At 72.2% G+C, this 23,297-nt stretch carries 20 protein-coding genes; 11 read left to right on the top strand and 9 right to left on the bottom strand.

The window, feature by feature from the left end:
• Window positions 1-25: 25 nt before the first annotated feature.
• A complete protein-coding gene (locus ACRWK8_RS09150) occupies window positions 26-1,258 on the bottom strand; it encodes an aminotransferase-like domain-containing protein (RefSeq protein WP_378736933.1) in 1,233 nt (410 codons plus the stop codon).
• A 558-nt stretch (window positions 1,259-1,816) separates the two neighbouring features.
• Between ACRWK8_RS09150 and ACRWK8_RS09145 the strand changes: the two genes are divergently transcribed.
• Complete coding sequence (locus ACRWK8_RS09145; RefSeq protein WP_431869572.1) at window positions 1,817-2,422, top strand: hypothetical protein; 606 nt, start codon at window positions 1,817-1,819, stop codon at window positions 2,420-2,422.
• A gap of 304 nt (window positions 2,423-2,726) precedes the next feature.
• Here ACRWK8_RS09145 and ACRWK8_RS09140 read toward each other — a convergent pair whose 3' ends face one another.
• Together ACRWK8_RS09140 and ACRWK8_RS09135 are read right to left on the bottom strand one after the other, a co-directional pair.
• On the bottom strand, window positions 2,727-4,022 hold the full coding sequence (locus ACRWK8_RS09140) for a GAF domain-containing protein (RefSeq protein ID WP_378736437.1): 1,296 nt from the start codon (window positions 4,020-4,022) through the stop codon (window positions 2,727-2,729).
• A gap of 466 nt (window positions 4,023-4,488) precedes the next feature.
• Window positions 4,489-6,072: a PucR family transcriptional regulator gene (locus ACRWK8_RS09135; protein ID WP_431869569.1), complete on the bottom strand. Its 1,584-nt coding sequence runs from the start codon at window positions 6,070-6,072 to the stop codon at window positions 4,489-4,491.
• Window positions 6,073-6,211: 139 nt separating this feature from the next.
• On the opposite strand from ACRWK8_RS09135, the gene speB reads away from it, so the two are divergent.
• On the top strand, window positions 6,212-7,171 hold the full coding sequence (speB, locus tag ACRWK8_RS09130) for an agmatinase (protein ID WP_431869567.1): 960 nt from the start codon (window positions 6,212-6,214) through the stop codon (window positions 7,169-7,171).
• A gap of 43 nt (window positions 7,172-7,214) precedes the next feature.
• Here speB and ACRWK8_RS09125 read toward each other — a convergent pair whose 3' ends face one another.
• A complete protein-coding gene (locus tag ACRWK8_RS09125; protein WP_378736443.1) occupies window positions 7,215-7,838 on the bottom strand; it encodes a TetR/AcrR family transcriptional regulator in 624 nt (207 codons plus the stop codon).
• 224 nt (window positions 7,839-8,062) lie between these two features.
• Entirely contained in the window at window positions 8,063-8,902 is an 840-nt protein-coding gene (ddaH, locus tag ACRWK8_RS09120) for a dimethylargininase (RefSeq protein ID WP_378736445.1), read from the bottom strand.
• 247 nt (window positions 8,903-9,149) lie between these two features.
• Here ddaH and ACRWK8_RS09115 point away from each other — a divergent pair, with 247 nt between their 5' ends.
• Window positions 9,150-10,244: a zinc-binding dehydrogenase gene (locus ACRWK8_RS09115; RefSeq protein WP_378736447.1), complete on the top strand. Its 1,095-nt coding sequence runs from the start codon at window positions 9,150-9,152 to the stop codon at window positions 10,242-10,244.
• 42 nt (window positions 10,245-10,286) lie between these two features.
• On the opposite strand, the gene ACRWK8_RS09110 is transcribed toward ACRWK8_RS09115, so the two are convergent.
• Window positions 10,287-11,153: a hypothetical protein gene (locus ACRWK8_RS09110; protein WP_431869564.1), complete on the bottom strand. Its 867-nt coding sequence runs from the start codon at window positions 11,151-11,153 to the stop codon at window positions 10,287-10,289.
• 247 nt (window positions 11,154-11,400) lie between these two features.
• Here ACRWK8_RS09110 and ACRWK8_RS09105 point away from each other — a divergent pair, with 247 nt between their 5' ends.
• Both ACRWK8_RS09105 and ACRWK8_RS09100 read left to right on the top strand, forming a co-directional pair.
• Window positions 11,401-13,065 carry an FAD-binding dehydrogenase gene (locus ACRWK8_RS09105; RefSeq protein WP_431869562.1) on the top strand — a complete coding sequence of 555 codons (1,665 nt, stop codon included), beginning with the start codon at window positions 11,401-11,403 and terminating at the stop codon, window positions 13,063-13,065.
• Between the two features lie 168 nt (window positions 13,066-13,233).
• The gene (locus tag ACRWK8_RS09100) at window positions 13,234-13,893 is read left to right on the top strand and encodes a Uma2 family endonuclease (protein ID WP_378736453.1); all 660 of its coding nucleotides are present in this window, start codon (window positions 13,234-13,236) and stop codon (window positions 13,891-13,893) included.
• 54 nt (window positions 13,894-13,947) lie between these two features.
• On the opposite strand, the gene ACRWK8_RS09095 is transcribed toward ACRWK8_RS09100, so the two are convergent.
• Window positions 13,948-14,202 (bottom strand): type II toxin-antitoxin system antitoxin, encoded by a 255-nt coding sequence (locus tag ACRWK8_RS09095; RefSeq protein ID WP_378736455.1) that lies wholly within the window; start codon window positions 14,200-14,202, stop codon window positions 13,948-13,950.
• Window positions 14,203-14,218: 16 nt separating this feature from the next.
• Window positions 14,219-15,127, bottom strand: a complete 909-nt coding sequence (locus ACRWK8_RS09090; RefSeq protein WP_378736457.1) for an SPFH domain-containing protein — start codon at window positions 15,125-15,127, stop codon at window positions 14,219-14,221.
• Window positions 15,128-15,248: 121 nt separating this feature from the next.
• Here ACRWK8_RS09090 and ACRWK8_RS09085 point away from each other — a divergent pair, with 121 nt between their 5' ends.
• Window positions 15,249-15,746, top strand: a complete 498-nt coding sequence (locus tag ACRWK8_RS09085; RefSeq protein ID WP_378736459.1) for a PH domain-containing protein — start codon at window positions 15,249-15,251, stop codon at window positions 15,744-15,746.
• The gene (locus ACRWK8_RS09080; RefSeq protein WP_431869559.1) at window positions 15,743-17,557 is read left to right on the top strand and encodes a PH domain-containing protein; all 1,815 of its coding nucleotides are present in this window, start codon (window positions 15,743-15,745) and stop codon (window positions 17,555-17,557) included. The genes ACRWK8_RS09085 and ACRWK8_RS09080 overlap by 4 nt, the downstream gene beginning before the upstream one ends.
• A gap of 133 nt (window positions 17,558-17,690) precedes the next feature.
• On the opposite strand, the gene ACRWK8_RS09075 is transcribed toward ACRWK8_RS09080, so the two are convergent.
• Entirely contained in the window at window positions 17,691-18,044 is a 354-nt protein-coding gene (locus tag ACRWK8_RS09075) for an STAS domain-containing protein (protein WP_378736935.1), read from the bottom strand.
• A gap of 461 nt (window positions 18,045-18,505) precedes the next feature.
• Here ACRWK8_RS09075 and ACRWK8_RS09070 point away from each other — a divergent pair, with 461 nt between their 5' ends.
• The 4 genes from ACRWK8_RS09070 (at window position 18,506) to ACRWK8_RS09055 (ending at window position 23,244) form a co-directional block, all read left to right on the top strand.
• Complete coding sequence (locus ACRWK8_RS09070; protein WP_378736464.1) at window positions 18,506-19,042, top strand: NUDIX hydrolase family protein; 537 nt, start codon at window positions 18,506-18,508, stop codon at window positions 19,040-19,042.
• A gap of 136 nt (window positions 19,043-19,178) precedes the next feature.
• A complete protein-coding gene (locus tag ACRWK8_RS09065) occupies window positions 19,179-19,862 on the top strand; it encodes a nucleoside/nucleotide kinase family protein (RefSeq protein WP_431869557.1) in 684 nt (227 codons plus the stop codon).
• A gap of 334 nt (window positions 19,863-20,196) precedes the next feature.
• Complete coding sequence (locus ACRWK8_RS09060; RefSeq protein ID WP_431869555.1) at window positions 20,197-21,558, top strand: MFS transporter; 1,362 nt, start codon at window positions 20,197-20,199, stop codon at window positions 21,556-21,558.
• A gap of 381 nt (window positions 21,559-21,939) precedes the next feature.
• Entirely contained in the window at window positions 21,940-23,244 is a 1,305-nt protein-coding gene (locus ACRWK8_RS09055; RefSeq protein WP_431869553.1) for an FG-GAP repeat domain-containing protein, read from the top strand.
• Window positions 23,245-23,297 lie beyond the last annotated feature (53 nt).

Genomic DNA, 23,297 nt, shown 5'->3' with positions numbered 1-23,297 from the left:
GGTGCTGTGCCCTTACGGGAGGATGTCAGGGCAGGTCAGGGGTGGGTGCCTGGCTGCCTTCGGTGGGCGTGGGGATCGCGGGTCCGAAGGTGTCGCGCAGGTCGATCTCACCCTCGATCGCGGCCACGAGGCGGCGGACGCCCTCGCGGATCTGTTCGGGGGTGGGGTAGCAGAAGCTCAGCCGCATGCTGTCCCGGCCGCGCTCGTCGGCGTAGAAGCCGGTGCCCGGCACGTAGGCCACGCGCTCGTTGAGCGCGCGCGGCAGCATGGCCTTGGCGTCGATGCCCTCGGGCAGGGTGGCCCACACGAAGAACCCGCCCTCGGGGCGGGTCCACGTGCATCCGGCCGGCATCATCGCGTCCAGGGAGCCGAGCATCGCGTCGCGACGCTCGCCGTACATGGAGTTGAACGCCTTGATCTGTTCCTTCCAGGGGAAGGTGTTCAGGTAGCGCCGCACCACGAGCTGGTTGAACGTGGAGTGGCTGAGCATCGCGGACTCGGCGGCCAGGACCAGTTTGGCGCGCACGGCGGCCGGTGCCAGGGCCCAGCCGATGCGCAGGCCCGGGGAGAGGGTCTTGGAGAGGGAACCGAGGTAGATGACGTTGCCGCTGCCCTGGGAGTACAGGGTGGGTTCGGGTTCGCCGTCGTAGCGGAGCAGGCCGTAGGGGTTGTCCTCGACCACGAGCACGTCGTGGCGCTCGCAGGCCTCCATGACCCGGGCGCGGCGCTCGGCGCTCATGGTGATCCCGGCGGGGTTCTGGAAGTTGGGGATCGTGTAGAAGAACTTGACCGGCCGCCCGTCGAGCTCGGCACGGACCAGGGCCTCCTCCAGCTCCTCGGGCACCACGCCCTCGTCGTCCATGCCCACGTGGCGGATGTCGGCCTGGAAGGCGGCGAAGGTGTTGATCGCGGTGACGTAGGTGGGGGCCTCGGTGAGGACGACGTCGCCGGGGTCGACGAAGACCCGGGTGACCAGGTCGAGGGCCTGCTGGGAGCCGACGGTGACGATGAGGTCGTCGGGGCTGGCCCGTACGCCCTCCAGGGTCATGTACTCGCAGATCTGCTCGCGCAGGACGGGGTCGCCCTGGGCGGAGCCGTACTGGAGCGCAGTGGCGCCCTCCTCGGAGACGACGTCCTTGACGAGGTCACCGAGCTGTTCGAGGGGCAGGGCGGCCACGTTGGGCATGCCGCCCGCCAGGGAGACGATCTCCGGCCGCGAGGCGACCGCGAAGAGTGCCCGGACCTCCGATGCGACCATGCCCTGTGCTCGGAGTGCGTAACGGCCGACGTGCGGGTCGATACGGGAACCCTGTTGGCTGGGCTGCTGCTCTCGGTGGTCAGCGGACACGATCCACCTCCGAAGGAAGGACGGTCTGTGGGCGGCCGTCGGCGCGGGACGATCCGGGGATCGTCGTTGATCCCCTGGTTCGACGCCGGTCACGGCCCGTTGGTTCACCGTGGGCCTCCTGTGGCGTCGAAGCCACGGGGAACCCGGCGGTGCGGAGTTCGGCTGGAGTGCACCGTGGTGGAACACGGTTCGGGAAATGTCCCGAGTCTAGCCCAGCGGCGGTGTCTGCGGGTTCGCGCCCCGTGTGGCCTCCCCTTTCCCTCCGTCGGTCCCGCCGGGCGGTCGCGTCGTCTCACCGGGCACGGTACCCACACGCGTGTCCCGACTCACACCGGCATGGCTCGAACATGACGCACTTTTCACCCTTTTCACCTGAGTCGGACATAGGGCACGAACTCCACATCAGAGACATTGGTTCCGTGGGCCAGCGCGCCGCACACGCGGCGCCACCGACCCCGGGGGGAAGTCATGGGAGTCCGCTCGACCACCGTCACCGCGTCACTGGCGCTGCTGCTGTGCGCGCCGCTCACCTCGTGCACCGCCGACGAGGCACCGGAGCAGAACGCCGACGCCGCGCTGCTGGAGCTGGAACGAGCCGCGGACGCCCTGACCGTGTCGGTCCTGCGCCCCGGGGCCGAGCGCGCCTTCGCCCGCAAGGGCCACCCCGTGGCCGCACCGCTCGCCTGCGCCGCCGTGCCCGAGGGCGGACCCGGCGAGGACCCGGCCGAGGACGCCGTCACCGCGGGTGGCGACCAGGAGGAGGCCGGAGCCCGGGAGCAGGAGGGAGCGGGGGGCGAGCAGACGCGCGGGGGACGACTGGAGGTCCTGTGCACCGGACAGAGCCGGGACGGTGAGCAGGTCCGGTTCGAGGGCCGCCTGCTGCGCGAGGCGCTGGCCGAACGCGAGGCCGGTGACGACAGCCTGCGCGGCGACTTCACCGGTCTGGTGGGTGAGGAGGAGGTCTTCACGATGGACTGCTTCCAGTGCTCGCCCTCGAACGCGGAGCCGCCCGGGAAGGACGCGGCGGCGTCCGAGTCACCCGAGGCCCCCGAACCGCGCGCGGACGCCGAGTAGCCGCCACGACCGGCTCCGACGCGTGATGGTACGGCCCGGGGATGCACACATCCCCGGGCCGTACCGTCGTGTGCGCGGTGGCCCCGGAGTCTCCCCCGACACTTCCGGGGCACCAGCCCGTCGGCGCGTCCGCTGTGAGCCCCCGTCACCCCCCTCAAGGTGCGAAGGACGCGGACGCGTCCCGCACCGGTGAACGGCCCGCCGTGCCCTCTCTTGCCCGGAGGCCGCCCACCGGTGGCGGGCCGCGCAGGAACAGTTGATCCCATTCACGCGCCGTCAGCAACGGTTGCAACAGGTTGCGACGTCATCGCCCAGAGCGATCGAACAGGTCCTCCGAGCTCACGCGCCGCCGTAGTTCGCGCACGCCCGGCGCCGACGAGCCGGGCAGCAGGTCCAGCGGCGACTCCGGGGAGAGCACCCGGACCCGCACGTCGTCGGAGAAGCGGTAGGGGCGGCTCTCGATCACCCCGCCCAGGTTGCGGCGCACCCGGGAGAGCTCGGCCCGCACGGTCACCACGTGCTGGTCGGAGCCGAACACGTCGTGGGAGAGCTGGGTCCCGGAGCGGCCGTCGCGGTGCACCGCCAACAGCAGGAGGAGTTCGGTGTGGCGCGGCGACAGGCGCTGCGACCACGCGCCGCTGTCCCCGGCCACCGACACGGTGGCGGAGCCCGGTCTGGTGAGGTCCAGGGTGACGGTGGAGGGCACGGCCCGGTCCTCCGGCCCCGGGCGGATCAGCCACCCGCCGGGCAGCGGTTCCAGGGCGCACTCCCCCAGCGCGGGGAGCCAGACGTTCCCGCTCTCGCAGTTCTTGGGCAGGAGTACCCTCCGGACCGGCTCCATGTGGACGGCGGCCGCGGTCCATCCGGCGTCGTCCACGACCAGCGCGGGCCGGGAGAGCCCGGCCAGCAGCGGCGCGGCCACGGAACGCAACCGCTCCAGGTGGGCGTGGTGCAGGCCCTGGAGGTGGGCCTCGGCCAGCTGGGCGACCGCGTTCACCAGGGCGAGGGTGGTGGGGTGGACGGTGGAGACGGGGCCGGTGACGTCGATGGCGCCGAGCAGGCGCCCGTCCCGGGGATCGTGCACGGGGGCGCAGGCGCAGGTGAGGGCGTGCAGACTGCGCACGTAGTGCTCGGCGGAGTAGACCTGGAGCGGACGCCCCACCACGAGAGCCGTGCCGATGGCGTTGGTGCCGACGCTGCCCTCGTTCCAGTAGGCGCCCTCCACCAGCCCGACCCGGTCCCCGACCGCGCGCATCCGGCGCGACCCCTCCCGCCACAGCACCTGCCCGGAGGCGTCCGTCACCAGCATGATGTGTTCGGCCTCGTCGGCCACCGACACCAGGGAGCGGCGGATCAACGGGAGCACCTCGGAGATCGGTGAGGCGTCCCGGTAGCGCTGGAGTTCGTCCAACCGGGCCATCCTGGGCGGCGGCGCGCTGTCCGGGTCGATGCCGAACTGGCGCATACGCCCCCAGGAGTCCTCGATCACCGGGCGCAGGGGCGCGGGTTGCGGCCTTCCGGTGAGCAGCGCGTCGTGGACACGGCGGAGCAGGACGGCGTGCTCGCGGGCGTTGGCCCCCGAGGGCAGCGCGGTGTCCAACGGGGGGAAGCGTACTCCCCGTTCACGGCCCGGGGGCTGGCCCCGCCCACTCACAGCGGACTCCGGCGGAGCGCGGTGGCGCCACGGAGGCGGTCCCCGGCGACACGGTGCCACCAGTCGGGTGGGGCCTCGTGTCCGACCACCCCGCGCCCGCCCACCAACCGGAACCCACTCAGCTGGTCACGAGCGATCATGTGGGCCCCCAGGTCCTCAGGTTCGTCAAGGAGATCCCCAGTTTCCTGGTTCCGGTCGGGCGGGGCCAACGGAACCGGGAGAAGCGTTCTATTCGGAGGGCCTTTCGGTCAGCACCTTCCGATTCCTGCGGCGATCGGCTGTGCCCGAGTCTCGCTGTTCACCCTGGTTCCCCCGCGGGAGGACGCCGCACCACCAGGGTCCTGGGGACCCTCGGCCCGGGCGCGGCCGTGGCCGGAAGCGGCCACCCAGGCCACGGGGCGGGGTTCGTCTGCTATCGGCGCGCCCCGTCGGGCTCGGCGGACTCGGAACCGGTGTGGCGGGTGAGCGCGAACCACAGGCGCATGCGCTGTTCGGCGTCGGCCAGGTCCACGCCCAGGTCGCGTTCGATCCGGCCGATCCGGTAGCGGACGGTGTTGCGGTGCACGCCCAGGTCGGCGGCGGCGCGGTCCCAGTTGCCGTGGCGGGCCAACCAGGCGCGCAGGGTCTCCCTCAGGCTGCGGGCGGCCCCGGTGTCCCGGGCCAGCGGTCCCAGGAGCGCGCGGCTGAGGTCGTCGGCCCCGGCGGGGTCGAGGAGGGTGTCGAAGGGGTCGGTGCCGTCCGCCCAGAGCAGCGCGGCCCCCGACGCTCGTGCGCGCACGAGCAGTGCGGCCGCCTGGCGGTCGGCTCGGGGCAGCTCGCTCGGGGGTACGGGCGGGCTGAGGGCCACGGTCCACCCGTGGGACCCGAGCAGGTGCAGGTGCGCCCTGTGGGCCTCGTTCCCCCGGTCCGCGAGCACCGCGCGCACGGTGTCCTCGGAGGCCGGGCCGTCGTCGGACGACCTTCGTACCCGGTCGACCAGGTGCGTGCCCAGCGGCGGGTCGGGTTCCCCGGCACGGCCTCGCGCGCCCGGAGGCCGGGCGCGCAGCACGCGGTGGAGTCCGGTCGTGTCCGGCCGTCCGCCGAGCGCGGTGAGCTCGGTGAGCAGGGGCCGTGCCGCCTCGTCCAGCTCGCCGTCCAGGAGGAGGCCGGTGAGCAGCCCGCCAAGGAGCGTGGCGGAGTCGTCGACCGTGCGGGAGAGCAGGTCGATCAGTGCGGTGGCGGTGCGCAGGACGGCGCGGTCGGTGATGCCCAGGGGCTCGGGACGGCCCACCAGGACCACGCCGTACTCCTCCGGCGGGGAACCGACGGTGTGGAGGAACACCTCGTCGTCGCCGCTGGGGGCCTTGGCCCCGCGCGGTCCCGACGGCGCGGTGAGCCGGGCCAGCAGCGGGCGCAGGGCGGGGTCGACGGCGCGGGGCGCGCCGGGAGTGCGGTGGGCGGGCGCGGCCGGATCGGAGGGTTCCAGGGCCGCCCAGCCGCCGAGGGCGTCGGCCAGCACTGCGAGGACGCGCTCCACGGGAGAGGCCGCGGTGACCGCGCGGGCCAGCGCCTGGTGGGCCTCACCGAGTCGGCGTACGTCGCGCAGGTGGCGTTCGGCCAGTTCCTCCCCGACCGCGCGGCTGACCGCCGCGAAGGGGGTGGATCCGGGGACCTCCAACAGCGGCAGTCCCTGGGCACGGCACTCCTCGACCAGGAGCTCGGGCACGGTCGTGTGGATCGGGGCGACTCCGAAGCCGACGGCCCCGACCCCGGCGCGCACCAGGGAGCCCACGTACGCGTGCGCCCCCTCCGGGGTGCCGGGCAGGTTGACCCCGGCGGTGAGCAGGAGCTCCCCGCCGCGCAGGTAGGCCGCGGGTTCGACCATCTCGCTGGCCACCGCCCAGGTGATGGCCGGGTCACCCGCCGCGACCACGGTCTCCAGGGCGAGGTCGCGGCGGCCCGTGACCACGCTCAGGGGCACGTGGTGGCTGTCCACGGCGTCCGTCACTCCGCTCATCTGTTCCCCTCCCGCCGCACCGGGTTCCTTGGATGATCCATCCAAGGAACGGATCCGACTCGTACGGTTCGGCTACTGGAGCGGAGCCTAGTCGCTCCCTACGCTGGCCGTGACCGAGCCCACGACAGGAACGGACCAGATGAACAGCCCGATCGGACCCACCGACTCCAGCCTCGTCCCCCGCTTCGCGGGCCCGGCGACCTTCGCCCGGCTGCCCCGTCTCGACCAGGTCGACCACGCCGACGTGGCCGTCGTGGGGGTCCCCTTCGACACCGGTGTGTCGTACCGGCCCGGCGCTCGCTTCGGGCCGTCCGCGATCCGCGAGGCCAGCCGCCTGCTGCGTCCGTACAACCCGGGCCTGGACGTGGCCCCCTTCGAGCGCCTCCAGGTGGTGGACGGCGGGGACATCGCCGTGAACCCGTTCTCCATCGGAGACGCGGTGGAGACCCTGGACCAGGGCGCCTCCGCGTTCGTCGACGCCGGGACCCGGCTGGTCACGCTGGGCGGCGACCACACCATCGCGCTGCCGCTGCTGCGTTCGCTGTACCGGAAGCACGGTCCGATCGCCCTGCTGCACTTCGACGCCCACCTGGACACCTGGGACACCTACTTCGGTGAGCCCTACACCCACGGCACCCCGTTCCGCCGTGCCGTGGAGGAGGGCGTCCTCGACACGGAGGCGATCGCGCACGTGGGCACGCGGGGGCCGCTGTACGGCAAGCGCGACCTGGAGGAGGACCGCCGGTTCGGGTTCGGGATCGTCACCGCGGCCGACGTCATGCGCAAGGGCGTGGACGAGGTCTCCGACGCCCTGCGCCAGCGGATCGGGAACCGCCCGCTGTACGTGTCCGTGGACATCGACGTCCTGGACCCCGCGCACGCCCCCGGCACCGGGACCCCCGAGGCCGGCGGTCTGACCAGCCGTGAGCTCCTGGAGATCCTGCGCGGGCTGGCCGACCTGAACCTGGTCGGCGCCGACGTGGTCGAGGTGGCCCCGGCCTACGACCACGCCCAGATCACCTCGACGGCCGCCTCGCACGTGGCCTACGACCTGGTCGGCCTGCTGGCCCTGAACCACCAGCGCAGGTCCGAGAGCTAGGACGGGCCCGGCCGTCGCCGCCCGGCGGCGGTGGCCTCCCCGTTCAGGAGCTGGCGGGGCGGCGTGCGCTCAGGTGCGACCAGGTGAGCGCGGTGACGTGCCCGGCCATGGTGTCGGGCGTCTCGTCGGGGTGGTCCAGCAGCCAGTCGGCGAAGGCGTCGGCCGTGCTCACCGCGACGCGGGCGAGCAGCTGGGCGTCGCGGGGTTCGAGCGTGCCGTAGTCGCTCTGGGTGCAGGAGGTGATGAGCTCGGCCACCTCGGCGGTGACGCGGTCGCGCATCCGGGCGGTCTCACCCGCGAAGGGCTCTCCCTGGACGGCCGCGCGTCGGTAGAGGACCGTCCAGCTCTCACGGTGGTCCACGACGAAGGTGAAGAAGGCCTGGATCCCCCGGCGCAGCGGATCCTCGTCCCTGGGCGCGTGGGGGTCGTGGACGGCGGACCGGACCGCCTCGACCAACCGCTCCATCTCCCGGCGTACGCAGGCGACGAAGATGCGTTCCTTGGAGCCCAGGTGGTGGTACACCGTCGGTTTGGAGGTCCCGGCGGCCGCCGCGATCTCGTCCACGCTGACCGTGCGGTAGTCACCGCGTGAGAACACGGAGACGGCGGCGTCGATCAGCTGCTGTTCCCGGACACCGCGCGGAAGTCTGCGTTGTTTGGTCGTCACGTGAACCGAGCCTAAGGGGGTCGGTGGTCACGACCGTGGGTCGTTGGTCCGGGGTCGCCCGGCCCGCCCTCGGCAGGGAGGTACGACGTGGTCGTGACCTGTGCGGCACCCGCACGGCCCCGGGCCCGCCGGGGCGGGCACGTGGCGCATCCCACAGCGGTGCGGCCGGGGGCGGGCGCCGCGCGGGAGCGGTGCGCCCGCCCGGTGCCTGTCCCCGGGCGAGGTCAGGGCGTGGGCGCGTCCCTCAGTTCGAGGGTGCAGCACTTGGCCCCTCCCCCGGCCTTGCGCAGCTCGTCGAGCTCCACCGGGTGGACCGTGAGGCCCTCCGCCCGCAGGCGGTCCGCGAGCCCGACGGCCTCGGCGGCGATGACGACGTCACGGCCGTCGCAGACGGCGTTGAGCCCGAGGACCGAGGCGTCCTCCTCCGTGGCGATGAGGGCGTTCGGGAAGAGCGAGCGCAGCACTCGGAGACTGCCCTCGGAGAAGGCGCCGGGGTAGTAGGCGATCCGGTCGCCCGACAGGGCGAACAGCGCGGTGTCCAGGTGGTAGAAGCGCGGGTCGACCAGCTGCAGCGTGACGACCGGGCGGCCCAGCAGGCGCTCGGCCTCCTGGTGCGCGGCGGCCTCGGTGCGGAACCCGGTGGCGGCGAGGATGACGTCGTCGAGGGTGATGAAGTCGCCCTCGCCCTCGTTCACGTGCTTGGGCTCCAGGGTCTCGGTGTAACCCTCCTGGCGGAACCAGTCCAGGTAGGCCGGTCCCTCGGGGGTGCGCTCGGCGCTGGCGAACCGGGCGCCGTAGACGCGTCCGTTCACGACCAGGGCGCCGTTGGCGGCGAAGACCATGTCGGGCAGACCCTCGATCGGCGCGATCTCGCTGACCCGGTGGCCGAGGGAGCGGTAGAGGTCCCGCAGGCCCTCCCACTGGCGGATGGCGCGGGGGCGGTCCACCCCGGCGGCCGGATCCATCCAGGGGTTGATCGCGTACTCCACCGCGAAGTAGGTGGGGCGGCACATCAGGTAGTGCCGTCGTGGGAGCGCGGCCACGGGGCCGTCGGGTCGAGCCATGGAACCTCCCCGTCGAGGCGTACCGGAGGTGGGGTGGCGCGCGCTGCTCCGAGCCCCGACCACACCGTGCTCTCCGGCTGACAGAAGGGAGATACCCGCCCCGAAGCCCCGCCAACACAGGCTTTCCACAAAGCGGGCGGGCCCTTCTCCCGAGGGGCGACACGGCCCTCGGTGAGCACACCCGCGCAGGAGACCGACCGGCCGGTATTGCTAGGGTCACGGGACTTCCGCGATTGGAGAGCTCACCATGAGTACGACCGTCAGGGCCGCCGTCTTCCTCGCCACCGACGCCTCCCCCGAGATCCGCGACGTCGTCCTGCCCGACCCGGGCCCCGGCCAGGCGCGGGTCCGGATGGTCGCGGCGGGCGTGTGCCACTCCGACCTCTCGCTGTCCGACGGAACGCTGCCGCAGACCTGGCCCGCCGTGCTCGGCCACGAGGGCGCGGGCACCGTCGAGGCGGTCGGCCCCGGGGTGACCGGGGTCGTGCCGGGCCAGCAGGTGATCCTGAACTGGGCACCGGCCTGCCGGGTCTGCTGGTTCTGCGAGCAGGGCGAACCCCACCTGTGCGAGCGCGCCCTGGACGGGACGCTCTCCCCCTACGCCGCGCTCACCGACGGCACACCCGTCTACCCCGGACTCAACACGGGGGCCTTCGCCGAGGCCACGGTGGTGCCGGTCAGCGCCCTGGTGCCGCTGCCGGAGGGCGTGGACCCGGCGGTCGCCGCGGTGCTGGGCTGCGCCGTGCTCACCGGCTGGGGCGCGGTGAACAACGCCGCGAAGGTGCGGCCGGGCCAGTCCGCGCTGGTCCTGGGCATGGGCGGCGTGGGCCTGTCACTCCTCCAGGCGGCCCGGATCGCCGGGGCGGACCCCCTGATCGCGGTGGACGTCTCCCCGGAGAAGGAGGAGTTGGCCCGCTCGCTGGGCGCCACCGACTACCTGGTCTCCGGCTCGGACACCCACCGCGCCGTCCGGGCGCTCACCTCCGGGCGCGGGGTCGACCACGCCTTCGAGGTGGTGGGCCGGTCCGAGGTGGTGCGCACCGCGTGGAACTCGACCCGCCGGGGCGGGACCGTGACGGTGGTGGGTGTGGGTTCCCACCAGGACGAGGTGGCCTTCAGCGCCCTGGAGCTGTTCCACCAGGCGCGCACGCTCCAGGGCTGCGTGTACGGGTCCTCCGACCCGGCCCGGGACATCCCGCTGCTCGCGGAGCCGGTGCGCTCCGGTGACCTGCGTCTGGCCGCCATGGTCACCGACGAGATCCCGCTGGAGGGCGTCCCCGAGGCCTTCGAGCGCATGCGCCGGGGGCGGGGCGGGCGGTCCCTGATCCGCTTCGGCTCCTGACCGGGGGGACTCCGGCCCCGGAGGGGGCGGGTGCCCTCGGGGTCAGCGGCCGGGCGCTCGTCCTCCGGGGCGCTCGACCGGCTTCCCGTCGGCGTCCAGCATGGTCACCCGGACCTCGGGCAGGGGGCGGGCCCGGCCGGGCACCGGTAGCCCGACCAGGGCCCGCTGGGTGGCCAGAACGACCGCCCAGTGGGCCGCCCCGACCAGCACGGGCCCCCACACGGACCCGGGCAGGACCAGTGTGTAGAGGAGCAGGCCGAGCAGGGCCAGCAGTGTCTGCGTCCAGAGCGTCTCACCGCCGCCGCCCACGTGCCGCCAGCCGAGGAGCAGGGTCAGGACCGTCACGACGAACGGCACGGAGTCGAAGGCCAGCGTCATCATCGGCAGGAGCACCGTGTAGACCACGAGGACGTCGGACAGCACCACCAGGGCGCGGCCGACCGCCAGGGCCCTGAACCCGCGCCGGTCGCCGGGGAGTCGGAGGACGCGGTACCAGTCCTCCTCGGGCAGGGGCCTCCCGGAGCGGACGCGGCGCAGCAGCGCGCCGTTCGACCGGGCCAGGGTCAGGAGGTGGGCCAGGAAACCGCCCACGAGCACCGTTCCCGCCAGGGCGAGGACCGGTTCGGGGAGGTCCCCGGGGGCCGGAGCCGACCAGCCGAGGTCCGCGACGGACACCCCGTCGGCGGTGCCCACGAAGGCCATCACCAGGAGGAGTTCGAAGAGGAGGAACCAGGCCCCGGTACGGAGGCTCTCGGCGTGATGGGTGGTGTGCGGCCCCGTGCCGCGTCGACACCGCGCGGCGGCCCGGGAACGGGCCAGCGGGGGCGAGACCACGCAGTGGGCGAGCAGCACGAGGGCCACGACGGTGGCCACCGGGCCGGGGTCGAGGGTCGGGGGCTGGAAGTACACGGGGGCACCTTCTCGGGAGGTCGCGCGGTGAACCGCGACGGTCCGAGGGAGCGAACCACGGGTGCGCGACAGCGAGATTCTGTCCGAACAATCCCCTTTTGTCACACCTGGGTTTGTCACCGCCTGACAAAGGATGTGGCGGCGGACACACACCCATCTTGTCGCACGACCCCCGCCGGTGCACAGTCGACACCATCACGCACTCCGTGCCCCCCGGGGGCACGGACGACCCCCCAAGGAGAACCGTATGAGTACCGGAGTCGACCAGGCCGACGTCGTCGTCGTGGGGGCGGGACTGGCCGGACTGGCCGCCACGGCGGAACTGGCCGACGCCGGGAAGCGGGTGATCCTGCTCGACCAGGAGCCCGAGCAGTCGCTCGGCGGACAGGCCCACTGGTCGTTCGGCGGACTGTTCTTCGTCGACTCCCCCGAACAGCGGCGCATGGGCATCCGGGACTCCAAGGAGCTGGCCCTCCAGGACTGGATGGGGACCGCCGCCTTCGACCGCCCCGAGGACGCGTGGCCCCGCAGATGGGCCGAGGCCTACGTGGACTTCGCCGCCGGGGAGAAGTACTCGTGGCTGCGCCAGCAGGGTCTCAAGGTGTTCCCGCTGGTGGGCTGGGCTGAGCGCGGCGGCTACCTCGCGGACGGGCACGGCAACTCGGTACCGCGTTTCCACATCACCTGGGGCACCGGACCGGGCGTGGTCGAGCCCTTCGAGCGCCGGGTCCGCGCCGCCGCCGAGCGCGGCCTGGTCTCCCTGCGCTTCCGTCACCGGGTGGACGAACTGGTCGTGACCGACGGAACCGTCACCGGAGTGCGCGGCGCGGTGCTGGCCCCCAGCGACGTCGCGCGGGGACGGGCCAGCAGCCGCGACTCCGTCGGCGAGTTCGAGATCGGCGCACAGGCCGTCATCGTGACCGCCGGGGGGATCGGCGCCAACCACGACCTCGTGCGCCGGAACTGGCCGGAGCGGCTGGGCACCGCGCCCCGGCACATGCTGTCGGGGGTGCCCGCCCACGTGGACGGGCGCATGCTCGGCATCACCGAGGAGGCGGGCGGCGAGATCATCAACCGGGACCGGATGTGGCACTACACGGAGGGCATCCAGAACTGGGACCCGGTCTGGGCGGGTCACGGCATCCGCATCCTGCCCGGACCGTCGTCGCTGTGGCTGGACGCGACCGGCCGACGGCTGCCCGCCCCGTACTTCCCCGGGTTCGACACGCTGGGCACGCTGGACCACATCATGCGGAGCGGCCACGAGTACACGTGGTTCGTGCTGTCGCAGAAGATCATCGAGAAGGAGTTCGGGCTCTCGGGCTCCGAGCAGAACCCCGACCTGACCGGCAGGGACGTCAAGCTGGTCCTCCAGCGGGTGCTCCCCGGAGCCCCGGGCCCGGTGGAGGCCTTCAAGCAGAACGGGGCCGACTTCGTGGTCGCGGACCGGCTGCCCGAGCTGATCCGGAAGATGCGGGAGGTCGCGGGCGACGACGTCCTCGACGCTGCGACGGTGACCCGCGAGGTGGTGGCCCGCGACCGGGAGATGGTCAACACCTTCACCAAGGACCTCCAGGTCATGGCGATCCACGGCGCCCGCAACTACCGCGGGGACCGGCTCGCCCGCGTGGCCAGACCGCACCAGATCCTCGATCCCAAGGCCGGACCGCTGATCGCGGTGCGCCTGCACGTCCTCACCCGCAAGACCCTCGGCGGCCTGCACACCGACCTGGACGCCCGCGTGCTCCGGGGAGACGGCACGCCGCTGCCGGGGGTGTACGCGGCCGGTGAGGTGGCGGGGTTCGGCGGCGGCGGCGTGCACGGCTACCGGTCCCTGGAGGGCACCTTCCTGGGGGGCTGCCTCTTCTCCGGCCGCACGGCGGGCAGAGCCGCCGCAGCCGCCCTGGGCTAGGTCGGAACGGAGGGGGTGGGCGCGGCGAGCCGTACCCACCCCCTCCGTTCCTTTCCGGGCACACCGGAGAAGCGAATGATGTGGTCACTTACTCGCGAATCTGGCGATTCCCGCCCTGAGTGACCGAGGGTTCCGACACGCTGGTCTCCATGCGACCAAGGAGGCATCATGAGTGTCATGACTACCGGCGACACGGACCTGGAACCGACACGGCTCACTGTGGACGACCTGCAACGCACGCCGGACGATGGACGGCGGTACGAGCTGGTCGACGGGAGGCTTGACGTGTCCCCCGCCCCCGCCAGCTTTCACACACTGGTCACCGGCCGCCTGACGGCGCACCTCAGCAACTGCGCTCCCACGGGTCTCATGATCATGGACGGCCCCGGCATCACCCTCAACGCACAGCGGACACGGCACCGCATCCCCGACGTCGCCGTGATCCGCAACGAGGATTTCCAGATGCCGTACACGACCCGGCCTCCGCTCCTCGCGGTGGAGGTGGTGTCCCCGGAGAGCGTCCTGCGGGACCACCACACCAAGAAGCACGAGTACGCCGCCTTCGGGATCCCCTCGTACTGGCTGATCACCCCCGACCCGGACGACCCGAGCATCATCGAGTTGCAGCTCAAGGACGGTGAGTACACGGAGGTGGCGGCGGCCTTCGGGAAGGACGTGCTCGACACCGACCTGCCGTTCCCCGTGCGCATCGCACCGCAGTGGCTGCTGCGCCTGGACGGAGACTGGCGGGAACACGTGGGAGGACCGAAGGAGGCGGATGAGACGCGCGCGGAGCAGGAGACGGAGAAGCCGGAGAACGACGCCTAGACGCCCGCCCCACGACAACAGAGGAGCCGGGTGCCCGTCGGGCACCCGGCTCCGTCATGTCCGCTCCGTCCCCGTTTCCGGATCCTTCGGACCCTCGGGGACCTCGGGGTCGGAGGCACCCTTGCGCGGGCGCCCCCTGCGGGGGATGTCCTTGGCCTCCCTGGGCATCCGGCCCGCCTCGTCCAGGGCGCGGCGCAGGAGGAACTCGATCTGGGCGTTGGTGCTGCGGAGCTCGTTCCCGGCCCAGCGCGCGAGCGCGTCGTGGACGGCGGGGTCGAGCCGCAGCAGCACCTTCTTGCGCTCGGGCACGGCACCTCACCCGGATCTACTGGTAGAGGGTCCCGGTGTTCACGACGGGGCTGGCGGGGCGGTCCGAGCAGAGGACCACGAGCAGGTTGCTGACCATGGCCGCCTTGCGCTCCTCGTCCAGGTCCACGACGTCCTCGTCCGACAGGCGTTCCAGAGCGCGGTCGACCAGGGTGACGGCGCCCTCCACGATCTCGGCGCGGGCGGCGATCATGGCGCTGGCCTGCTGGCGCTGGAGCATGGCCTGGGCGATCTCCGGGGCGTAGGCCAGGTGGGTGAACCGGGACTCCACGATCTTCACGCCCGCCGCGTCGACCCGTTCGGCGACCTCCTTGGACAGCTGCTCGGTGATGGCGTCGGCGCTGTCACGCAGTGAGGGGACGGCGTCCTCGCCGTAGGAGTCGTAGGGGTACTTGCCCGCGATGTGCCGGACCGCGGCCTCGGTCTGGGTGGAGACGAACTGGATGAAGTCGTCCACCTCGAAGGAGGCGCGCGCGGTGTCCTCCACCTGCCAGACGACGACGGCGGCGATCTCGATGGGGCTGCCCGAGGCGTCGTTGACCTTCATGACGGAGGTCTCGTGGTTGCGGATGCGCGTGGAGATCGCGTTGCGCACCGTCAGCGGGTTGACCCAGCGCAGGCCGTCGGTGCGGATGGTCCCGACGTAACGGCCGAAGAACTGGACGACCTGGGCCTCGTTGGGCGCGACCATCGTCAGGCCGATGGCCAGGACGACGCCCACGGCGGCGATCACGACGCCGACGGCGATCAGTGACCCGTGCAGGCCGAGGAGGGGCAGGGCGGCGATCCCGGCTCCGCCGAGGAACAGCACGACCGAGACGACGAACATGGGGATGCCGCCGGACCCGAAGGCCTCACGTTCCCGGTACTGCGGTGCTGGCCTGACGACACTGGACGTCTCGCTCATCCGTCGACCTTCCCTTCCTTCGTGGTGCGTTCCTCGTGTGATGACTCGAGCATAGCATTGTGATATCACTTTTAATGGACGGCCTCCCCCGGGGCCCTGACTGAGAGGAGACGTGGACGCGATGAGCACCGACGCTCTGCGCCTGCGACCGCCGCACCACCGCGTGGACCGGCGCGCCGTCTGGTGGTGGACGACCCGCTCCCTCGCGGTGACGGTGACGCTCACCGTCATCGCGGTCGTTCCGGCGCTGATCTGGGAGCCGGTGCGCTTCTGGTTCCTGGTCGCCGCCGGGGTCGTCGGCGGGATCGGGCTGCTGGTCACGATCGTCATGCCGCAGTGGCGGTTCCGGGTGCACCGCTGGGAGGTCACCGACACCGCCGTCTACACCTCCAGCGGGTGGATCTGGCAGGAGTGGCGGGTGGCCCCGATGTCCCGCGTCCAGACCGTGGACACCGCACGCGGCCCGCTCCAGAGGGCCTTCGGGCTGTCGAGCGTGACCGTCACGACCGCCTCGGCCGCCGGGCCGATCGAGATCAGCGGCCTGGACCACGAACTGGCGACCCGGGTGGCCGACCAGCTCACCGACAGCACCCAGGCGATTCCGGGGGACGCGACATGACCTCCCATGACGACCACCGCCCCGAGGAGACCCCTCCCGTGGAGCACGCCCACGACGGACCGGGACCGGCGCCCGCCCAACCGCCCGTGGAGGGCGCCACACCCGTCACGGAGGGCGCCGAGGACGGCTGGGAGGGCCTGAGCCCGCTCAGCGTGTGGGCCTCGGCGGTCATCGTCTCCGTGTTCCTGGTCCCCGCGGCCGTCGTGGGCACCGTCGTCCTGCTCGTCGTGGGACTGCCGTGGTGGGCGCTGGTACCGGTCCCGGCCACCCTGGCCTTCGTGGCCCTGTTGACCTACCTGGAGATGCTGCGGCTGCGCGCCGTGCGCTACCGGGTCACCGCCGAGCGTATGGAGATGCGTTCGGGCGTCATCGCCAAGGCCTACCGTTCCATCCCGCGTGAGCGCGTGCGCACCGTGGACGTGGCCGCTCCCCTCTACACCCGGATCTTCGGCCTGTGCTCGGTGACCGTCGGCACGGGCGAGTCCGCCGGTTCCGGCGGCGGCGACCAGCTCAAGCTGGAGTACGTGACCGCGGACCAGGGGGAACGGCTCCGCCGGGAACTGCTGCGCCGCACCGCGCCCGGCGCGGGCTCGGCGGGCGTCCCCGAGGGCTCCGGGAGCGGCTCGGAGGAGGCTCCGGACGGGGAGGAGACGGAACTGGCCCGGCTGAACCCGCGCTGGTTCGCCTACGCCCCCGCCACCTCGGCCACCTTCGGCATCGGTCTCGGTGTGATCGCCGCGCTGGTCGGCATCAACGCCCAGAGCGGAGGCCACGGGTGGAGGTGGATCTCGGAACGGGCCGACCTGCCCAGCGCGGAGGCGATGTCCAGCTTCGTGATGGCGCGACTGCTGCTGGTCGTCCCCGGCGTGCTGCTGGCGCTGCTGGTGTCGGGGGTGGCGGTCCTGCTCCTGATCGCCGTGGAGACCTGGTGGGACTACCGGCTCGTCCGCGAGTCCGACGGTACGGTGCGGCTGCGGAGGGGCCTGCTGACCAGTGTCTCGCTGTCAGTGGAGGGCCGACGCCTCAACGGCGTGGTGCTGCACGAGCCGTTCGTCCTGAGGACCGTGGGGGGTGCCTCCGTGCGCGCGGTGGCCACGGGGCTGGCCGCCGGTGACGCGGAGAAGTCGGAGGCCAAGAGCCGCCTGTCCCCGGCCATGCCAAGGAAACGGGCGCGTGAGCTGGGCGCCGCCCTGATGAAGGGGCCTTCCTCGGCGTTGGACGTGCCGCTGGCCCGCCACCCGAGGGCTGCCCTGCGCCGCCGGTTCACTCGGGCGACGGTGTGTTCACTGGTGGCGCTGGCCCTGGCCGGCGGACTCGCCTGGCTCCACCAGGTGGCCACCGAGGCGTGGTGGGACGTCCTGCGGACGGCGGAGGAACAGTTCCTGCCGTTCTCGCTGGCGACCCCGGCCGTGGAGGCCACCCCCGGCTGGGGCTGGTTCGCGGTGGCGCTACTGTTCGCGGCGGTGGCGTTCTGGTACGCGGTCGGTTCGTACCGGGGCCTCGGCCACGGCCTGCACCCGGAGTACCTGGTGGTGCGCAAGGGGATGGCCTCCCGTGACACCGTCACGTTGGAGCGGGACGCGGTGATCGGCTGGCGGGTCACGCGGTCGCCGTTCCAGCGTCGTCTCGGTCTGGCCGACGTGGCGGCGACCACTGCCTCCGGCGAGGGGATGTACGCGGCCCTGGACGTGGGTCTGGGCCAGGGCCTGGGCTGGGCCGACGAGGCCGTTCCCGATCTTCTGGCGCCCTTCCTGGTGCGCACGGAGGGCGACGGCGGGGAGCACGGGGCCGCGACCTCCGTGCTGCCCTAGCGGCACGCGGCGCGGATCCGCCGCCACCGTACGGGACCGTGGCCCGGTGCCCCACTTCCCCGGGGCGCCGGGACACGGTCGTCTCCGCTCACGTGCCGGATTCCGGGCACGGTCGCGCCCGGTGCTCGGCGGTTCAGGGCACGGGGTTGTCGAAGATGGGTTCGCCGTCGACGCGCAGGCCGCTGGTGTGGGTGAGCGCCATCTCCACCATGGGGTAGACCTCGAAGAGCCGCCGCATCCCGAGGGCCGCCAGCACCCGTTCGGCGATGGGCGCGGGTTCGGCCAGGACCACGTGTCTGCCCTGCCCGGTCAGGACCTGGTAGACGGCGACCAGGGCGCGCACTCCACTGGCGTCGAAGAAGCCGAGGCCGGACATGTCCACGACCAGACAGTCGCACCGTGAGGCCTCCGCGGCCTGGAGCAGCCGCTCCCGAAGGTGTTCGGCGGTGGCCAGGTCCACCTCACCGTGGACGCGCACCACCGTCACTCCCGTGCAGGGAAAACGTTCCTGGGCCGAGAACGGGCCATCCTTCGCCACTCGGGCCACCTCTCACCGGACGTAACCTTTCCACTACGCAACCGCGTACGAGATCGTAACCTCTTCAGGGATCTTCTGGGAGGGTTTCCATGAGAAAATCCACCGGAATCTCGCTGATATGACCCCACCGTCACCCCGGTGTCACCGACTCCCGGGTTTGACCGCGTCGTCGCGCGGGCCCCGGTTCCACAGGACCCCCATTCCTTTCTCTCGGACACTCCCGATCCGACCCCCGCACCGTGCTTTCCTCGCCTTCGTGCGGTAAAAGCGGTACTTGGACACCCGTGTGTCGGCCGGTGGCTCCGTTCCCCCTGGGGAACGGGCCCCCGACCGCCCTCATGGACACGAAGAGAGCGAAGGGAGGGAGCGGCACGCGGCTGCCCCCGGGCAGTGCGGCGACCGCGACCCCGATGACCGAAACCGCTGACACCCAGCCCGGATGGTTCTCCTCCGAGGAGCTGGAGAGCGTCCGCGCCAGCATGCCCGTGCTCTACGTCCAGGCGGTGCCCGTTCGGGTGGACGAGTCCGGGTCGGTGACCCACGTGGGACTACTGATGCGCGCCGACCCCGACGGCAGCTTCAACCGTTCGGTGGTCTCCGGGCGGGTTCTCTACCACGAGCGGGTGCGGGACGCGCTCCTGCGCCATCTGGAGAAGGATCTGGGGCCGGTCGCCCTGCCGCGCATCCCCAGTTCACCGCAGCCGTTCACCGTCGCGGAGTACTTCCCCACGCCCGGTGTCACTCCGTTCCACGACCCCCGCCAGCACGCGGTGGCCATGGCCTACGTGGTACCGGTGAGCGGTGACTGCCAGCCCCGCCAGGACGCCCTCGACCTGGTGTGGTTCACCCCCGAGGAGGCCACCAGCCCGCAGGTGCGGGAGGAGATGCCGGGCGGCCAGGGCGTCCTGGTACGCCAGGCACTCGCCCACGTCGGGCACGCGCCGTGACGGTCCCCGCCACCGCCAGGCGGGCCTGAGCGCGGGCCCCGGACCCCGGTCCCTCACGGGCCCGGGGTCCGGGATCCCCCTTCACGTGCGAGGCGACTCCGAATCTCCTACGACGAGTGGGTCTAGGCTGGAGGCCATGCTCGCTTCCCTCGTCACCGACGTGCTCGCCCTCGTCCCCGAGGACCCACCCGTGGGTCCCGCACGTGTGATCCTCGGACTGACCGGCGCCCCCGCCGCGGGCAAGTCCACCCTGGCGCGCTACCTGGTGCACGCGGTCGACGAGCAGGCGGGGGCGGGCACCGCCGGGTACCTGCCCATGGACGGCTTCCACCTGTCCAACGCCCAGCTGGACCGAATCGGCCGCCGGGACCGGAAGGGGGCGCCGGACACCTTCGACGCGTTCGGCTACCTGGCGATGGTGCGTCGGCTCCTGGCCGAGACCGACAACCCGGTGTACGTCCCCGACTACGACCGCAGACTGCACGAGCCCATCGCCGCCCAGCACGTGATCGGGCCCCGCACGCGGCTGGTCGTGACCGAGGGCAACTACCTCGCCAGCGACGAGGAACCGTGGGCCGGGGTGCGCGGGCTGTTCGCGGAGCTCTGGTACGTGGAGGCCGAGGACCGGGTCCGCGAGCGACGTCTGCGCCGCCGCCAGATGGCCGGCGGCGCGAGCGTGAGCGCCGCCCAGGAGTGGGTCGAGCGCAGCGACCGGCCCAACGGCGAACTCGTGAAGACCCTGCGGGACCACTGCACCCGGGTCGTGCGGGTGAGCGGTGTCCCGAGGCTGGGGTCGCGGGACCGCTACTCCGCGCGCTGACCCCTCCCGCGAGCCGGTCCCCTGGGAGGACCTCGCCGCCCGGAGGCGGGACCCGAGCGCGAGCACCAGGATCCGGTGGGTCAAGGGTCTCCTCCTCGCTACTTCGACCCACATGACGGAACCCGCGTCCCAGAACGTGACACCGCGACCGGTGAGGCGGATCACCGGGAGGACCGGAGGGCCGTCAGGGCGGTTGATCCCGATGTGTCCGCTCGCGTGGCGGAACGTCGACCCTCGCCCCCAGCGTCCAAATGTTGAGACAAAAGTTCCATATGGCGTCCACCGCGGCTAACATCCCTCCATCGACCCGCACTGACCTGGAAAGAAACTCCTCATGAAGGACGTCGCCGAAGACAACCCGGCGCCGGAACGGCCACAAGCCGAGACGGCGGCGCCACCGACCAACCCGAAGCGGAAGGTCCTCACGGCGAGCCTTGTGGGCACGTCCATCGAGTTCTACGACTTCTACATCTACGCGACCGCCGCGGTCCTGGTCTTCCCCTACCTGTTCTTCCCCGAGGGCGACCTGATGGCGGCGCGCCTCCAGTCGCTGGCGACCTTCGCCATCGCCTTCGTGGCCCGCCCGATCGGATCCTGGCTGTTCGGCCACTTCGGGGACCGGATCGGCCGCAAGGCGACCCTGGTGGCCTCCCTGTTGACCATGGGTATCGCGACCATCGCGATCGGCCTGCTGCCGACCTACGCGCAGATCGGCGTGGCCGCGCCGCTGCTGCTGGCGCTGTGCCGGTTCGGCCAGGGCCTGGGCCTGGGCGGCGAGTGGGGCGGTGCGGCGCTGCTGGCCACCGAGAACGCACCCCCCGGCAAGCGCGGCTTCTACGGCACGTTCCCGCAGCTGGGCGCGCCGATCGGCTTCTTCCTGGCCAACGGCGTCTTCCTCATCCTGAGCCAGGCCATGTCGGACGAGGACTTCCTCGCCTTCGGCTGGCGCATTCCGTTCCTGCTCTCCACCGTGCTGATCATCGTCGGCCTGTGGGTGCGGCTCACCCTCCACGAGACGCCCGCCTTCGCCAAGGTCATCGCCTCCGGGGAACGCGTCAAGACCCCCATCGTCGAGGTCTTCCGCCACAACTGGCCAGCCGTGGTCATCGGCACGCTCATCATGCTGGCGACCTACGTGCTCTTCTACCTCATGACGGTCTTCTCCCTGGGCTTCGGCACGGACGCGGAGACCGGACTGGGGTACGAACGCACCGACTTCCTGGTCTTCCTGCTCATCGGTGTCCTGTTCTTCGCGCTGTTCACACCGATCTCCGGACTGCTCGCGGACCGGTTCGGCCGCAGGCCCGTCCTGATCACGGTCACGTGCACGATCATCGCGTTCGGCTTCGCCATGGGTCCGCTCATGGGCAGCGGCGGGACCGTCGGGGTGATGGCCTTCCTGATCATCGGCCTGTCCCTGATGGGTCTGACCTTCGGCCCGATGGCGGCGGTGCTGCCGGAGCTGTTCCCGACCAAGGTGCGCTACACCGGCGCCTCGGCCGCCTACAACCTCGCCAGCCTGCTGGGCGCCTCGTTCGCGCCCTACATCGCGACCTGGCTCGCGGGGACCTTCGGACTGGCCTGGGTCGGCGGCTACCTGGTCCTGGTCGGCACCATCACCCTGGGCGCGCTGATCGTCAGCCGCGAGACCAGTCACGACGACCTGGACAGCATCTCCGCCAAGGTGACCAAGTAGCGGGCAGCAGTGGGCGGGGGCCTCTCCCCCGCGTCGGGAAGGGCCGGGACGGCACACGCCGCCCCGGCCCTTCCGTCGTCGTACCGGTTCGCGGCGCCGATCGCGTGAGGGGAGGCAGGGACCCGGGGGTCCGGGCAGGCCCCTACGGCGGCCGAACGACGGCCGTCCGACGCACGCGCGCGGTCCTCACGGAGAACTTATCGACCGACGAGTACACGGAAGGGTGTACCAGAACGGCCCCGGAGCGTCCCGGGACCACGCCCCTGAACCGGTGAACGGTCCGAGGTCCGTACTGCCCACGACCGGACGGATTCCCGTCCCCCTCACCCCAGGGAGATCCCCATCCTTCACCGAACCACCGTCCCCCTGAGTGCGGCGCTCGTGCTGCTGGCCACGGCCTGCGGCGCGCCGAGCACCGACCTCGACGAAGTGGAGAACACCAGCAGCACGACCCCCGCGGCGAACGACGTCAACGGCGACGGGTTCCCGGACGTGCCGATCACCGGACGCTCCGGAGACGCGGAGACCGGCCAGCCCTACGTGGGGGTGCTGCTCGGCGGAACGGACGGCCTGTCCCCCGACCGCTCCGTCACGCTGACCCGCGCGGACCTCGGCCTGCCCGACGACGGCGAGCTCCTCACCGTCCTGGGCACCGGTGACCTCGACGGCGACGGCCACACCGACCTGCTCGTGGACGCCGGGAGCGGCTACGTGGTGTGGGGCGGGCCCGAGGGCCCCACCGGGGAGGCCGTGCCGCTGCCCTGGCTGGAGAAGGACGACCCGAGCGACATGTACGCGGTGTCCCTGGTCGTCGGTGACTTCGACGGCGACGGCCACACCGACGTCACCGCCCTGGACCACCTCCAGGGCAGCCCGATCGACGAGTACGAGGCCGCCTTCCACCAGGGGCCCTTCGAACGGGACGGCTCCCCCGCCGAGAGCGGCGAGGTGGCCCTGCCCGAGGACGCCGGGGACGCGCAGCTCGACGTCATCGACGCGGACGGCGACGCGGCCCTGGACCTGCTGCTGGTCCGCAACCGCGACGAGTCCCCCGCGCCCCACCTGGTGCTCCGCTCCGGCCCGGACGGCCCCGCGCAGGAGGTCCTCGGTGACACCGCGCTGAACCACGCGTACGCGAACGGCGACTTCGACGGCGACGCCCATCCCGACCTGCTCGTCGGGGTCAGCGGCATCCCCAACAACGAACCCGGATACGAGGACGAACTGCACCCGGGGTACGTGGACTCCTACGCGGGCGGGGACGGCTTCCTGGACGCCGAACCGTCCCGTCTCACCCTCGACAGCGAGGGCGTTCCCGGCGACGCCGAGGACGGGGACGGGTTCGGCAACGGACTCCTGGTGGGTGACGTCGACGGCGACGGCTACGACGACGCGGTGGCCATGACCGGCCCGTTCCACTCCTACGAGGCCGCCACCCTGCTGTTCGGTGGCCCCGACGGGCTGACCGGCGAGCGGGCGACCGCACTCCCGGTCCCGGAGCGCGGCGACCTCGGGGCCCACCTCCCGCACTCGCTGGCCGACTACGACGGTGACGGTCACCCCGACCTGCTGCTGAGCACCGCGCACCCGGCCATGCCGGAGGGCGACGCGGGATACGCGCTGTTCCGTGGCGGTCCCGACGGCTTCGACCCGGAGCCGGTGGAGTTCACCACCGAGAGCCTGTAGGCAGTAGGTAGCAGGCAGGCGGAGCACGGGAGGCCGTCTTCGGACGGAAGGCC

Source organism: Nocardiopsis eucommiae (assembly GCF_965344335.1).
Classification (GTDB): domain Bacteria; phylum Actinomycetota; class Actinomycetes; order Streptosporangiales; family Streptosporangiaceae; genus Nocardiopsis; species Nocardiopsis eucommiae.
The sequence above is the reverse complement of the archived record's forward strand: the minus strand, read 5'-3'. Positions and strand labels throughout refer to the sequence as shown.